Here is a 13,855-nt window from a genome sequence, read left to right on the forward strand (position 1 = left end):
AAAAAAGCCCGAAAATTCGGGCTCTTTTATATGCATCAAATTAGTTAGCTAATGCTTTAACTTGAGCATTCAAGCGGCTCTTATGACGAGCAGCTTTGTTTTTGTGGATGATGCCTTTATCAGCCATACGGTCGATTACAGGAACAGCTTTTTTGTAAGCTTCTGTAGCAACAGTATAATCACCAGCAGCGATCGCATTTACAGTACGTTTGATGTAAGTACGAACCATAGAACGCAAGCTTGCGTTGTGTTTACGTGCTTTAACGTTTTGACGAGCACGTTTTTTAGCTTGAGCAGAGTTTGCCACTCGTGCACTCCTTGAAAATAAGTTGGTCTGGGCGGGCTGAAGTTAAAACCAAAATAACATTGGCAACATTCACCAGCCCGTAAACAAGTGCCATATTTTGAGGAAACTAAGCCCCGAAGTCAAGTCTTGTGATACTTTTAAGTACATTTAACAGGTGATAATCGTCCAATAAAACGTTACATTAAGCCTAGTCATGGCTTGGAAGAATTAAAAATGAGAACAGGTGATAAAAAAGCAATTGTAATTGGTGCGACAGGACTGGTCGGTCAGGCACTGGTGGATGAACTGCAACAAGCTGAAGATTTTAATGCTATTACCGTAGTCGTCAGGAAAAATTCAGAAACATTAAACGCTTATAGCAAGGTCACCCAGCTGATTCTGGACGACTTCCTGTTGTTGAATGATGAAGATGTCAATGCCTATACCCATGCCTTTAGTTGCTTGGGAAGCACTATTAAACAGGCGGGTTCCAAAGAGGCTTTTTATGCAATTGATTATGAAATCAATGCGCATTTTGCTGATTTGATTCAGGATAAAAATATTCATTTATTGCTGATAAGTGCGTTGGGAGCGAACGCAAATTCGCCAATTTTCTATAATAAAGTCAAAGGTGAACTGGAAAATTACCTGAAGAGCCTGTCAATTTATAAGCTATCAATTTTCCAGCCCTCACTTTTAATCGGCAAACGTAGTGAGGTTCGTCTGCTTGAAGATCTGGCACAGACAGCATTTAAACTGGTCGAAAAAACCTGGACTCGGCCGTTTAAACTTAAACCTGTTACCGCAGAACAATTGGCGCATACTATGCGAGTTGCAGCACAAACACAGACTGCCGCATTCAAACTCTACGATAACCTGAGTATACAACAAAGCAAATAATGGAGAATTTCAGTGACGACAATTCCTTTTGTAACCTGTGATTTGTTAGATGATAACCCGGAAAAAGAGCTACAAGTGGTCATCCCGTCTTTAGATGGTAAATTCTTTAAAAGCTATGGCGCGCGTAAAACCTTTGGCGGTCAAGTGGTGACTGTAAAGTGTTTTGAAGATAACTCACGTGTGAAAGAGCTGTTGGCAACCGATGGTACAGGGAAAGTACTGGTAGTCGATGGTGGTGCATCAATGCGTTGTGCCTTGATGGGAGACATGATTGCCGAGTCCGCAGTGAAACATCGCTGGAACGGGGTGGTGATCTATGGCTGTGTCCGTGATGTGGATGCACTGGCAGAACTGGATTTGGGCGTACATGCGTTGGCTGCAATCCCGCAAAAAAGTAATCGTAAAGGCATAGGCGAAGTCGATATTAGCTTGTATTTTGGTGGTGTGACAATCAACTCGGGCGATTATATCTACGCAGATAATAATGGCATTGTGATTGCAAAAGAAAAATTAGTCGACTGCTAAAAGGAGAGTGCGATGCTGAATAGGGTGAATCACCAACTCAAGGTTTTACAATCGGTTGTTGCCAGTGTAATCGAAGGCGGACGAGGGGCAATGGGAACACCATTCCCTAATCAGCCGGCAAAGGCAATAAAACTGTATGAGTTTGAAGGTTCACCATTTTGCCGCCGTGTCCGTGAAGTGATCACCTTACTGAATCTAGATGTAGAAATTTATCCATGTCCTAAAGGCGGGCAAAAATATCGACAGATCGTTAAAGCCAAAGGTGGGAAAAAACAGTTTCCCTTTTTGATTGATGAAAATACCGGTGACCAGTTATATGAGTCACAAGCCATTATTCATCATCTGTTTAAGCACTATGGCAAAACAGGGAAAACACCGAAAAAGTATAGCCATTATCCAAAACTTCCGTATGTCTCTACGTTGGCCACAGTCGCTAACGCAGCGCGTGGCATCTGGATTGATCCGCAGATTGTTGATCGTCCAGCACCAGCGCAGTTATTGGAACTGTGGAGTTTTGAGGCGAGCCCGTATACCCGTTTGGTGCGTGAAGTCCTGACCGAGTTAGAACTGCCCTATATTTTGCATAATGTACCGAAAGAACGTTGGCAGGATATGGGGCCAGCCGTGTTGCGTCTAAAGCCCGGTAAGTATATTCCGTTGCCGAATGGCAAACGTGAAAAGGTGGTTGAGGTCATGGGACGCGATATTCAGGTGCCTTATCTGGTTGATCCGAATACAGGTGTGAAAATGTTTGAATCTGCCAAAATTATGGAATATTTAAAGAAGCAGTACGGCGTATAATTGTTCAGAAAGCATCTTTTAACAGGTGCTTTTTTATATCAACTGCTAGGGAGGTTGCTTCAATTATGGGTTTAGCGGTTTAATACAGTTGAAAAAATAATGATGTGATCTTGAAATGTTAAGCCAACTGAGCAACTTATTTAAAAGTTCTAAAGAAACACCCGAGCAACTATTTCTAAAAGAACACGCTCTGTCTTTTGATGCTGAGCAGGGGCCAATTTTAAATGGTGTGGTACTGAATGATTTGGGTTTTCGTCTGGAATATTTCTCAAACCGAAAATTAGAACGATTTGATGATTTAGAAAAGCTGTTCCGGATTGCACCACAAATTAATGAAAAAATTGATCTGGAATTACACTCGCAACGTTTTGTTGAGCGGTTGGGAAATAATCAAGAAAATCTCAAAGAACTCAAGCAAGCAATTAAAGTTTTAAATGATTATTATGTGAAGTTTAAACGGGCGAGATAGAGCAGTATAAGTCGAACACCCTCCATCAAGTAACCAGCACATATAAGGCGTGGCTACAAAAGTGTAGTCTTACCCTATATTCGGGTATGAACTTTCATAAAGATAATAACTAGAGACAACTGAATGGCACATCGTATTTATTTATATAATGTTAATAAAGATAAACAGCATAGCGATTTGGGCTATCTAGGTGAGTGGAAATATGAAATTCCACAGTTGTTACTTCCGCTGTTTTTTGCACAACCTTCCCGTAAGGGGCATTTGCTGTACTTTGACCGCCAAGGTGGTGTTGAGTACTTACAACGTTTTTACGATTTATTAAATGAACAATATCAATTCAGTGAACAGGCGGGCTGTGTAGAGGCCCAGCAGACCATGTTCGAGCTGTTACAGCACTTGCCTTATGAACAGATAGAAATGGATGCCACTGATGTCTTTAATATGAATGAGGACAGTCATCGTCAGCAGGCACAGCAATGGCTTGAAGACATCCTGGATAAAAAAGCCTTGTATGATCAGGCTCTGGAGCAACGGGATCTAACTGTTCTGGATGCGGTATTAGCCAGAACGGGCTATGAAAACTTTTGGGATATCTTACAGACAGACTGGGTGCAATGGGGACTGGGCTATTGGGAAGAATCACTTTATCGGGATGCATCGGAAAGCTTTGAGGAAAATGGCCTATGGGGACTCAGAAACCGTCAGGGAGAAGTTGTTCTTGCACCGCAGATGAGCGAGATCTGGGCGTTTAATGATGAGGGGATTGCCGTATTTGAGCGCAATGCACAATATGGTTATCTCAATCATTATGGGAAGATTCTGCTCGAAGCTCAGTTTGCAGATGCCTATGACAGTTTTCAACTGGAAGGTATAAATTATGCAGTGGTTCATCCACAGGAAAAGCCGGAATTAGAAGGCCTAATCTGTGTGGAAGATGGTCAATGGATGATTCCCGCCTACTATGAAGCGGTAGAGCAGCTACTTTACTCGGATGTTTTTAATGTATTTAAAGCAGGCCAGTATCGCCTGGTTAATCTCCAGCATCAGGCTATTGTCGCTGAATCATCGGATCATCCTTTCGATCTGGATTATTTAAATGAACAGGTTAAGCTGTATTACTGCGCACAAAAAGGCTCGGCAAAGAGACGTTATTTCCTGAGTAACGGCAGCTATCTGGGAGAGTATATTGAAGATGTACTACAACCGCTCAGTAATGGCTATTTATGGGTCAAGCCGAATAAGTTCCAGCGCAAGATTTGTGTACTAAAACCAAATGGCGAGTTACTGATTGATGATATTGATCAGCTAAAGGAATGGTCGGGGTATGGTTATTGTAGTTTTGCTTATTGCAAAAATAAGCAATGGTCTGTCTATCAGACCGAAACCCATCGCTTTTTGTTGCCGCAAGGTATGGATAAGCTGATTGAGGGAGAATATCTGCATGAACTCGAAGATATTTATCCTTTTGAACATGCAGGGCAATATGGTCTATTCGATGCCAAGCAACAGCGATGGCTGATCCCGCTTGCCAATCAGTTTAAGCGTATCCAGCATGTCAGTCACGGCTTGTTCCAGTGCATCACAACAGCGGGAAGCCATTACTACGATGCAAAACAAAACATGCAGGGAACAACAGGTTTTGATTATATTGCGCCGGCAATTGAGCGTTATGACCCGGAACAAGGGCTATTAACTTTATTCAAAGCGCTGAATGTATTTTTTATCAACCCGCAGCGTCAACTGGTACAAGCTGACCCTGATCAGATTGCTCAATTTTATCTGCGGCGCTTTAATTTCCAAGGCAAGGATTTAAGATTTTTCGAGCAGTTCTATTCACGCTGGAAGGCCGCCCAAGGCGATAGCTATTTTGGCCAGCTGAAGGTCAACACCTTGTTAAAAATGGCGCAATCTTTTGAAGAACATCATGATATTGCGCAAGCCATACAATATTATCAGGCTGCTGTGGATCAGGGGGATAGTGAGAGTATGGTGGCCTTGGGCCTGATTTATAATAACGGTGAAGGTGTGCAGCAAGATTATGTGCGCGCGCTGGACTATTACTGGCAAGCAGTGCAACTGAACAATTCGTGGGGTTGGAACAATCTGGGGTGTATGTATCTTAACGGGCACGGAATTGAGCAGGATGTCCAACTGGCGATTGAATGTTTTAACAAGAGTGCACAATTGGGTAACGGGCAAGCCTGCAAAAATCTGGCAGGGTTTTATTATGACGGGATTGAGGTTGAACAGGATCTGGAGCTTGCCAAAACATATTATCAACGTGCCGAGCAGCAGTTTTATTTCAGTGGAGAACAGCTTGCTGATATCTACTATCAACAGGCGGAGTATGCTCAAGTTGCCAAGCTGATTAAGCGTGATAAAGACGAAGCATATACGGCGATCTATTATGCGCTGATGTATGAAGCAGGGCATCAGTTTAAGCAGAATATTAAAAAGGCCATTCAATATTTCGAGAAGGCATTGCAGTATGCTGATTATGCTTATGCATTGAAGCAGTTACTGCATTATTATGCTGAATCGGAACAGTTTAAAAATCCTGAAAAATATCAGCACTGGCAGGAATATATCGTAAGTAATGCTATACAACTTGATGAATCTGCATCTGATTAAGCAGGGCGTAAGCGCAGTAAAGCACTGAGCAATAAAAAAAGCTGAATCAAGTGATTCAGCTTTTTTTGCTTCAGTCGGTGAGCAATTATTTTTCAATAATCGCGGTCACACCTTGACCACCCGCAGCACAGATCGAAACAAGGATACGACCTGAACCTTTTTGGTTTAAGATTTTCGCAGCCGTCGCGATGATACGACCACCTGTAGCGGCGAATGGGTGACCCGCAGCTAAAGAAGAACCTTTAACGTTGAGTTTGCTACGATCAATTGAACCTAAAGGTGCATCTAGACCTAAACGCTCTTTACAGAACTTTTCATCTTCCCAAGCTTTCAAGGTAGAAAGTACTTGTGATGCAAATGCTTCGTGGATTTCATAGTAGTCGAAATCTTGAAGTTTAAGGCCAGCACGCTCAAGCATACGCGGAACTGCATAAGCAGGGGCCATTAATAAGCCTTCTTTCTTGCCCACGAAATCAACCGCAGCAGTTTCAGAGAAAGTCAGGTAAGCAAGTACTTCGTGACCATTGGCTTTCGCCCATTCTTCAGACGCTAAAAGAACGCATGACGCACCATCAGTTAATGGTGTAGAGTTACCTGCTGTCATGGTTGCAGCTTCGCCTTTACCAAACACTGGTTTTAATTTTGCCAGTTTTTCGGCAGTTGAGTCAGCACGTAAGTTATTGTCACGGCTTAAACCCAGGAATGGCGTGATTAAGTCATCGAAGAAACCTTCTTCGTATGCTTTTGCCATTTTTTGGTGAGAAGAAGCAGCTAGCGCATCTTGTTCTTCACGTGGAATACCCCACTCAAGCGCAGTGATTGCTTGGTGGTCACCCATTGATAAACCGGTACGTGGTTCACCATTTTTAGGCGCATCCATCAGGTCTTTTACATTGATTTTCGCTAAAGCTTTTAAACGGTCTTTACCTGTTTTGGCAATGTTAAGCTCAAGCAGGGCTTTACGTAAGCCGTCACCGAAAGCGATTGGCGCGTCAGAAGTGGTATCAACACCACCTGCGATACCCACTTCGATTTGACCTAAAGCAATTTTGTTTGCGACCAGGAAAGCGGCCTGTAAACCTGTACCACATGCTTGTTGAATGTCATAAGCAGGGGTTTCTGGTGCAAGTTGCGTATTTAATACACATTCACGCGTCATGTTAAAATCACGGCTGTGCTTTAATACTGCGCCCGCAACCACTTCACCTAGGCGTTGACCTTGCAGGTTGAAGCGCTCAACCAAACCGTTTAACGCAGCTGTAAACATGTCGATGTTAGAAGCTGTGAAGTAAGCGCCGTTAGAGCGAGCGAAAGGAATACGGTTACCGCCGATAATGGCAACACGGCGCACAGTGTTTTGGCTCATGGTTTTATCCTGTTGAACAGAAGGTTTGGTTGTTTTAGCAGTCGCTGCTTTCGTCGTTGTAGAAGACGCAGCGCTTTTTGCAGCGCCTGCACTACGTGTTGTAGAACGGGCACGCGTTGTTTTTGGTGTCGTGGTTGCTGCTTTTGGAGTTGTGCTCGCAGTTTTACGTTTCGTAGAAGCTGCTGTTGATGTATTTGACACATTCTCCTGAGCAGAATTGTCGACTGCTGGATTTTCTTGAGTTGTTTTGCTCATAAGGCTTTTCCAAGCATAATTGCGATATTCTTGCTACAAACATACCATATTTCCCATACAGCTGTATTGACTAGAATGACGCTTGCGACCACATTCAGGTCAAGACATCCAGACATGAACTCAAGTATGATTTGTGATGAGTCAATCAGACATTGATTTCATGCCATATCCCAACATGATTCATGTGTTTGTAACAAATTCATTTGTATGAGAGATAATAACCATGACTGATCAATACCAAGCATTTACACAATCACCTTTAGGTAAATTTGTTGTAAAAAATTTAGGTCTGCCATCACCAGTGACGCTAGATCGTTTTGAAAGTGCCCAACCTGTTGTGAATGGGGCAGTATTGCTTGGCGCAGCACCATCAAGTACGGTTTCTGCTGCGATTGCTCAAGTTCTTAGCAATATTCATGCAGATAGCTATGTCGGTAATAATGTTGAGTTACAGCAGACTGCTGCAAAAGTCGGTTTAAATCTGCGTCCATTAAATGCCGATGATAAAGAATCTAAATTCAAAGCGGTTGTATTTGATGCCTCTGGCATTCAGGATTCTGAGCAGTTAAAAGAGTTGTATAACTTTTTCAATCCAATCGCTCGTCAAATCTCAAGTTCAGGTCGTGTGATTGTGATCGGTACCACACCTGAAACTGCAAAAACAGTCAAACAGGCGATTGCACAACGTGCGCTTGAAGGTTTCATCAAATCTATTGGTAAAGAGTTCAAAAAAGGCATTACTGCTCAAGTGGTTTATGTCGACCAAGGTGCAGAAGCGAACCTTGAATCAACTTTACGTTTCTTGATTTCACCACGTTCTGCTTATGTATCAGGTCAAGTGATCCGTGTATCTAAAGCTGATGTGGCTGATTTAGACTGGGCGAAGCCACTTGCAGGTAAAACAGCATTGGTTACCGGTGCGAGCCGTGGTATCGGTGAAGCGATTGCACATGTATTGGCGCGTGATGGTGCACATGTCATTTGTTTAGATGTACCGCAACAACAAGCGGATCTTGAGCGTGTGGCAGGTTCAATTGGCGGTTCAGTACTCGCAATCGACATTACGGCTGCGGATGCGGGTGAAAAAATCAAGACTGCTGCTGCAAAACAAGGCGGTTTAGACGTGATCGTGCATAATGCAGGGATTACCCGTGACAAAACTTTGGCAAATATGAAGCCTGAGCTTTGGGATCTTGTCATTAACATCAACTTGTCTGCCATTGAACGTGTTAACGATTACTTACTATCTCATGACGGTTTAAATGCCAATGGCCGTATCGTTTGTGTATCATCAATCAGTGGTATCGCGGGTAACCTCGGTCAAACCAACTATGCAGTATCTAAAGCAGGGGTGATCGGTCTGGTTAAATTTACTGCGCCGACATTGAAAAATGGTATTACCATCAATGCAGTTGCACCAGGTTTCATTGAAACGCAAATGACTGCTGCGATTCCATTCGCGATTCGTGAAGCTGGTCGCCGTATGAACTCAATGAATCAAGGTGGTTTACCTGTAGATGTAGCTGAAGCAATTGCGTGGTATGCATCTACTGGTTCAACAGGTGTGACTGGTAACGTGGTACGCGTCTGTGGTCAAAGCTTGTTAGGTGCTTAAGCATTAGGGTTTTGAAGAGGGGTGCTTGTGCATCCCTTTTTTATAAAAATATTGAAAGGTTTATTATGAATACACGTCATTTTAGTCAGTTGCCAAAACCTTATTTAGCTTATCCAAAAGTCATTCAAGGTCTCATTTTCAAAAAGCCAAAAGGTGAAAAAGTTCTGCCACAAGTTGAGTATGTGGTAGATGCACTTAAAATTGATAGCAAACATTTAGAAAGCTATAACGAGATTTGTGGTTTTAAAAATGATGGTGTTGTACCTGCAATTTATCTGGCGGTTTTGTCGCAAAGTCTGCAAATGCACATGATGACCAGCGAAGCATTTCCATTCCCGATCTTGGGTTTGGTGCATATTCGTAACCAGATCAAGCAAATACGTAATATTGGTGTGAATGAGCAAATCACGTTGTCATGCAAGTTTGGTGAACTAAAACCGCACGACAAAGGTTTGCAATTTGATTTCATTACCACTGCCAAAGTTGCCGGTGAAGTGGTGATGGAAAGTTTAACTACCTATTTATCACGTCAGAAAACTGAGAAAAAAGCAGGCGAAAAAGCTAAAGATACGCAAGAACCCGCTTATCAACCACAAGCAGAGTGGAATATTTCAGAAAATACTGGGCGCCGTTATGCGGTGATTTCTGGCGACTTTAATCTAATTCATATTCATGCGGTGACTGCAAAAGCGTTTGGCTTTAAACAGGCGATTGCACATGGTATGTGGAGCAAGGCCAAAGCTTTGGCGAGCATTGAGCTTCCAGCAGCTTATGAAGCTGATGTCTGGTTTAAACTGCCAATGTATTTACCTTCAACGGTTGAGTTCCTTACCGCAGCTGAAGCAAAGCAAACAGATTTCCTGATCCGTAATCTGAAATCTAAAAAGCCACATGTGGCAGGTACAGTGAAGGCACTTTAATCTATTCTTAAATTGTAATGCTCCCTGTTGTGCGCAATAGGGAGACCATAAAAACATAAATATCATAAGGAATTGAGCTTTGATTAAAGAATTATTATTTGCGGATACATATCATTATCACGGTAGCGTTGATGAACGCTTTATTGATCTGGCTCACCAGTTTAGCCGTTTACAGGATGCACGTAGTCAGCAAGGTGGCGCGGCATTGGTGGTGTATTTTCAAGGGCAGAAAGTTGTTGATATTTTCACGGGGAAAAAATCTCAACATGAAGACTGGCAAGCCGATACCTTGGCCATGTGCTATTCAACCGGTAAGGGGATTCTTGCAACGCTGGCACATATTTTAGTGAGTGAAGGCGTGCTGGATTATGAGCAGCCGATTGCACATTATTGGCCTGAATTCGCTCAAAATGGCAAGGCCAATATTACCTTGCGTCATGTGTTATCCCATCAAAGCGGTTTGTTTGATATTCGCAATATGATTGATACTGCGACAGAAATGCTGGATTGGTCGCATATGCTGGATGTGGTGGCTGCAGCAACACCGCGTTTTGCGGCAGGACAAAGTTTTGCCTATCAACCCTTGACCTATGGGTGGATTTTGGGTGGTGTGATTGAGAAAGCAGCCAAACAGCCGTTAAGCTGGCTGATGCAACGTTATCTGGTACAACCGCTTGAACTGGATGGCGCTTATTTTGGAACGCCTGCTTCAGAATTAGATCGTGTTGCACGTTTATTGGAAAAACCCAAAACGGCATCTCAAGCTAAACCGCAGAACAAGAAAAACAGTCAACCCCGTAAAGCCTCTTTATCGGAACGCTTATTAGAGCTTTCAGGACAAAACCCGCAAGATTTTCAGGATGCCATGATTCCTAAAGGGATGCGCCATTTTAGCTTCTATAGTGATGAGGGCTTACAAGCGGTCATTCCGGCAGCCAATGGTGTATTTACTGCAGATAGTCTGGCTAAAGTGTATGCCATGCTGGCCAATCAGGGGCAATGGCAAGGTCAGCAACTGATTCGACCAGAAGTGTTCAAGCAACTCAGTACGGTACAAAGCAAAACACGTGATCAGGTCATGCCGATTCCAATGCACTGGCGTTTGGGCTACCACCGTATTCTCACCCTGGGCAAACGTGCGCCCCACGGCTTTGGACATGTGGGCTTTAATGGCTCGGGGGCTTGGTGTGATGTTGATCGTGAACTGAGTTTTGCTTATACCCACAATTTTAATGTGACTTCAGCAACCGGTGATTATCGTTTGTGGGGCCTGAGTCAAGAAACATTACGTTGTGCCGATGCAATTTTAAATGGGCGCAAAGGCTGGTTTTAATTGCTCTTATTTTGATAGGGCGGAATATGATAAATCACTGCTTCATATTTACGTTCAGTCTTGTATGCAGCAATAGTGCCCCCTAAAAATTCAGCCAGTTTACGACTAGGCTGATTATCGACTGCTACTGGATATAAAAAATATTGAGCGGATAGATGAGTAGAGGCCCAACGGAATACTTCTAAAATCGCTTCTTTGGCAAAGCCTTGATTGTGGCAATCTTCCCGAATCCATAATCCGAGTTCCGGTGTCGACGTCTGCATACCATGCACACCGATCAGGCCAATAAAACGCTGCTCTTGTTTATGGCGCAATACAAAGTGTTGGTCGCTATGCTTTGTTGCTTTGACTAACCATTGCTGAGCAATTGTTTCCTGCTCTGCAAAACTGTGTGCAGGCTCCCAACTCATATAGCGCGTTAGCGTTGTTGTAACGCATGGGTAGATATCAGCAAGATCATCCAGTTGAAACGTAAATAAATTAAGTCTTTGGCTTTGTAATAAAGGTGGTTTCATTGTTTGCTCATTTTAGTTTTAAACAATTCTGCCTGAATCATGGCTTCGGTATGACGTTTAAAGTCAATTTCATTTAAACCATTCAGCCCGAGTTTGTAAATTCCTTCCAGACCACAGACAAATGCAATTAACCGCCATGCAATGTCATGGCTATTGCTCTCAAAATGAAACTCTCCCTGTGCCTGACCTTCATTGATCATATTGACAATGGAAAGATGCCAATCTTGCATGGCGATATTGTAGGCCCGTTTAATTTCTTCATCTTGGTCAATCAGCACTTCAGCTTCATTCCAAAGTCTTAAATAAGGCTGAATCTGTTCAATGTTTTCGCAACCCAGCAGGAGGGAAAGACGTTGTAAGGCATTGGCTGTGCTGACCTGATTTTCAATTTCGTCCAGTTGTTGCATCAGTTTGATAAATGCTTCTGCTTTTAAATGCGAGCTGGAGGCAAAATGATGATGGACTTGTCCTGTCGAGGTTTGGGCTTCGGTGGCAATGCGGCGCACAGTCATCGCAGAAAAACCTTCGTTTAAGGCGACCTGCATGGCTGCCTGTAGAATCATTTCACGACGTTGTTCGCGATTTAAATAAGCCATTCTTTATTCGCACCTCTACCAGGATATAAATCGGGAACACACTACTCCAAATTTAAAAGTTGGACAAGCGTTCAATTTTGGTTATAATGACATCAATTTGAACAATTGTCCAATTTAGAGGCATTTATGTCACGCAAGTGGTTAATTCTTGCAATCGTTGTATTGATCTATCTCCCAGTATCGATTGATGCAACCGTTTTACACGTGGCGACACCAACGTTGAGTGAGTCACTTTCTTTAACAGCAAATGAGTTGCTGTGGATTATTGATATCTATTCTCTAGTTATGGCCGGTCTGATTTTACCCATGGGTGCATTGGGTGACCGAATTGGCTTTAAACGCCTGATGATCATTGGCGGCATCTTATTTGGTCTGGCATCACTGGCAGCCGCATTCTCTTCGACTGCTTATGCCTTGATTGGTTCGCGGGCTTTACTGGCCGTAGGTGCGGCCATGATTCTGCCTGCCACTTTATCTGCGGTCCGTAATACCTTCCTGGATGAAAAGCAACGTAACTTTGCGCTTGGCATCTGGGCAACGGTCGGCGGGGGCGGTGCTGCCTTTGGTCCGTTGCTCGGTGGTTTTTTACTTGAGCACTTTCATTGGGGTTCAGTGTTCCTGATTAATGTGCCGATTATGCTAGCTGTATTGGCTTTAACAGTCTTCGTGATTCCAAAACAGGCAGGGCAACCAAAACAGAACCTTAATCTGTTACAGGCGATTGTGCTGGTGGTTGCGATCCTGAGCATGATCTATGCCGTGAAAACCGTGATGCATGGTTTTAGCATCTGGTCGGTGTTGATATTCGCAGTGGGTTTTAGTTTGCTGGTGGGCTTTATCCGTAAACAGCTCACCTCAACTTCGCCAATGATCGATATTCAATTGTTTAAACATCCGGTGATTGCAACGGGTGTGGTGATGGCAATTGTCTCCATGATGGCACTGGTCGGTTTTGAATTGCTGATTTCACAGGAACTGCAATTTGTTTACCAGCTTTCGCCATTGGCTGCGGGTGCATTCATTTTACCGTTTATGGTGGCGATCAGTCTGGGTGGTCCAATTGCCAGTATGCTGGTCAACCGTTTTGGACTGCGTTCGGTGGCGTCGCTGGGGATGTTGATGAGTGCTGTCAGTTTGTGGGGCCTGGCCAGTACAGACTTTATGCAGGCGAAGATGCAGGTCTGGAGCTGGATGGTTGTGCTGGGAATCAGCGTAGAAATTGCTTTACTGGCGTCCACCTCGGCCATTATGTCGTCAGTGCCGCCAAGTAAAGCCACGGCAGCAGGGGCAATTGAAGGCATGGCTTATGAATTGGGTGCAGGCCTAGGCATTGCCTTTTTCGGTCTGATGTTGTCATGGTTCTACGCCAACTCGATTGTGGTACCAACCGATGTGCCATCTGGCATCATTGAACAGGTGAGTAGCTCGATTGGTGAGGCAGTTCAGGCTGCCAAGCAATTACAGCCCATGATTGCTGAGCATGTGATTGCAGCTGCAAAACAGGCTTTTAGCCAATCGCATCGTTCCGTGTTGAATGTGGCAGCCTTATTATTCTTGATCTTGTCGATCTTTATCTGGTTTGCTTTACCAAAGCGAGTCAAGGTCGTTGAGGAATAATGATTGACCCTGATCTAAAGTAGTTT

The 13,855-nt window shown here is 43.6% G+C and carries 13 protein-coding genes; 9 read left to right on the forward strand and 4 right to left on the reverse strand.

Features of this window, described 5'->3' with window-relative positions; genetic code table 11:
- Positions 1-40 precede the first annotated feature (40 nt).
- Positions 41-307, reverse strand: a complete 267-nt coding sequence (gene rpsT, locus MSG93_RS02605; protein WP_004771687.1) for a 30S ribosomal protein S20 — start codon at positions 305-307, stop codon at positions 41-43.
- A 213-nt stretch (positions 308-520) separates the two neighbouring features.
- On the opposite strand from rpsT, the gene MSG93_RS02610 reads away from it, so the two are divergent.
- The 5 genes from MSG93_RS02610 (at position 521) to MSG93_RS02630 (ending at position 5,612) form a co-directional block, all read left to right on the forward strand.
- Positions 521-1,186 (forward strand): NAD-dependent epimerase/dehydratase family protein, encoded by a 666-nt coding sequence (locus MSG93_RS02610; RefSeq protein ID WP_324620405.1) that lies wholly within the window; start codon positions 521-523, stop codon positions 1,184-1,186.
- A 12-nt stretch (positions 1,187-1,198) separates the two neighbouring features.
- Positions 1,199-1,711, forward strand: coding sequence for a ribonuclease E activity regulator RraA (rraA, locus tag MSG93_RS02615; RefSeq protein WP_324620407.1), 513 nt, complete (start codon positions 1,199-1,201; stop codon positions 1,709-1,711).
- Positions 1,712-1,723: 12 nt separating this feature from the next.
- Positions 1,724-2,512 carry a glutathione S-transferase N-terminal domain-containing protein gene (locus tag MSG93_RS02620; protein ID WP_324620409.1) on the forward strand — a complete coding sequence of 263 codons (789 nt, stop codon included), beginning with the start codon at positions 1,724-1,726 and terminating at the stop codon, positions 2,510-2,512.
- Positions 2,513-2,627: 115 nt separating this feature from the next.
- Positions 2,628-2,981, forward strand: a complete 354-nt coding sequence (locus MSG93_RS02625) for a hypothetical protein (RefSeq protein WP_324620411.1) — start codon at positions 2,628-2,630, stop codon at positions 2,979-2,981.
- A gap of 123 nt (positions 2,982-3,104) precedes the next feature.
- A complete protein-coding gene (locus MSG93_RS02630; protein WP_324620413.1) occupies positions 3,105-5,612 on the forward strand; it encodes a tetratricopeptide repeat protein in 2,508 nt (835 codons plus the stop codon).
- 85 nt (positions 5,613-5,697) lie between these two features.
- Here the strand turns inward: MSG93_RS02630 and MSG93_RS02635 are convergent, their stop codons facing one another.
- Positions 5,698-7,233, reverse strand: a complete 1,536-nt coding sequence (locus MSG93_RS02635) for an acetyl-CoA C-acetyltransferase (RefSeq protein WP_324620415.1) — start codon at positions 7,231-7,233, stop codon at positions 5,698-5,700.
- A gap of 223 nt (positions 7,234-7,456) precedes the next feature.
- Here MSG93_RS02635 and MSG93_RS02640 point away from each other — a divergent pair, with 223 nt between their 5' ends.
- The 3 genes from MSG93_RS02640 to MSG93_RS02650 all read left to right on the forward strand — a co-directional run bounded on the left by MSG93_RS02640 (position 7,457) and on the right by MSG93_RS02650 (position 11,101).
- Positions 7,457-8,848, forward strand: a complete 1,392-nt coding sequence (locus MSG93_RS02640; RefSeq protein ID WP_324620417.1) for a 3-oxoacyl-ACP reductase — start codon at positions 7,457-7,459, stop codon at positions 8,846-8,848.
- A 65-nt stretch (positions 8,849-8,913) separates the two neighbouring features.
- Positions 8,914-9,768, forward strand: a complete 855-nt coding sequence (locus MSG93_RS02645) for a MaoC family dehydratase (RefSeq protein ID WP_324620419.1) — start codon at positions 8,914-8,916, stop codon at positions 9,766-9,768.
- Between the two features lie 79 nt (positions 9,769-9,847).
- Positions 9,848-11,101, forward strand: coding sequence for a serine hydrolase domain-containing protein (locus MSG93_RS02650; RefSeq protein WP_324620421.1), 1,254 nt, complete (start codon positions 9,848-9,850; stop codon positions 11,099-11,101).
- Here MSG93_RS02650 and MSG93_RS02655 read toward each other — a convergent pair.
- Positions 11,098-11,616, reverse strand: coding sequence for a GNAT family N-acetyltransferase (locus MSG93_RS02655; RefSeq protein WP_324620423.1), 519 nt, complete (start codon positions 11,614-11,616; stop codon positions 11,098-11,100). The genes MSG93_RS02650 and MSG93_RS02655 overlap by 4 nt on opposite strands.
- Positions 11,613-12,212, reverse strand: a complete 600-nt coding sequence (locus MSG93_RS02660) for a TetR family transcriptional regulator (RefSeq protein ID WP_005285036.1) — start codon at positions 12,210-12,212, stop codon at positions 11,613-11,615. The genes MSG93_RS02655 and MSG93_RS02660 overlap by 4 nt, the downstream gene beginning before the upstream one ends.
- Before the next feature lie 126 nt (positions 12,213-12,338).
- Between MSG93_RS02660 and MSG93_RS02665 the strand changes: the two genes are divergently transcribed.
- Positions 12,339-13,829: an MFS transporter gene (locus tag MSG93_RS02665; RefSeq protein ID WP_324620425.1), complete on the forward strand. Its 1,491-nt coding sequence runs from the start codon at positions 12,339-12,341 to the stop codon at positions 13,827-13,829.
- Positions 13,830-13,855: the final 26 nt, after the last annotated feature.

This window comes from Acinetobacter sp. IK40 (assembly GCF_035615075.1).
GTDB lineage: Bacteria > Pseudomonadota > Gammaproteobacteria > Pseudomonadales > Moraxellaceae > Acinetobacter > Acinetobacter courvalinii.

Coding starts and splice junctions, on each gene's coding strand:
- MSG93_RS02610 (WP_324620405.1), top strand. CDS start 521: ATGAGAACAGGTGATAAAAAAGCAATTGTAATTGGTGCGACAGGACTG.
- MSG93_RS02620 (WP_324620409.1), top strand. CDS start 1,724: ATGCTGAATAGGGTGAATCACCAACTCAAGGTTTTACAATCGGTTGTT.
- MSG93_RS02625 (WP_324620411.1), top strand. CDS start 2,628: ATGTTAAGCCAACTGAGCAACTTATTTAAAAGTTCTAAAGAAACACCC.
- MSG93_RS02630 (WP_324620413.1), top strand. CDS start 3,105: ATGGCACATCGTATTTATTTATATAATGTTAATAAAGATAAACAGCAT.
- MSG93_RS02635 (WP_324620415.1), bottom strand. CDS start 7,233: ATGAGCAAAACAACTCAAGAAAATCCAGCAGTCGACAATTCTGCTCAG.
- MSG93_RS02640 (WP_324620417.1), top strand. CDS start 7,457: ATGACTGATCAATACCAAGCATTTACACAATCACCTTTAGGTAAATTT.
- MSG93_RS02645 (WP_324620419.1), top strand. CDS start 8,914: ATGAATACACGTCATTTTAGTCAGTTGCCAAAACCTTATTTAGCTTAT.
- MSG93_RS02655 (WP_324620423.1), bottom strand. CDS start 11,616: ATGAAACCACCTTTATTACAAAGCCAAAGACTTAATTTATTTACGTTT.
- MSG93_RS02660 (WP_005285036.1), bottom strand. CDS start 12,212: ATGGCTTATTTAAATCGCGAACAACGTCGTGAAATGATTCTACAGGCA.
- MSG93_RS02665 (WP_324620425.1), top strand. CDS start 12,339: ATGTCACGCAAGTGGTTAATTCTTGCAATCGTTGTATTGATCTATCTC.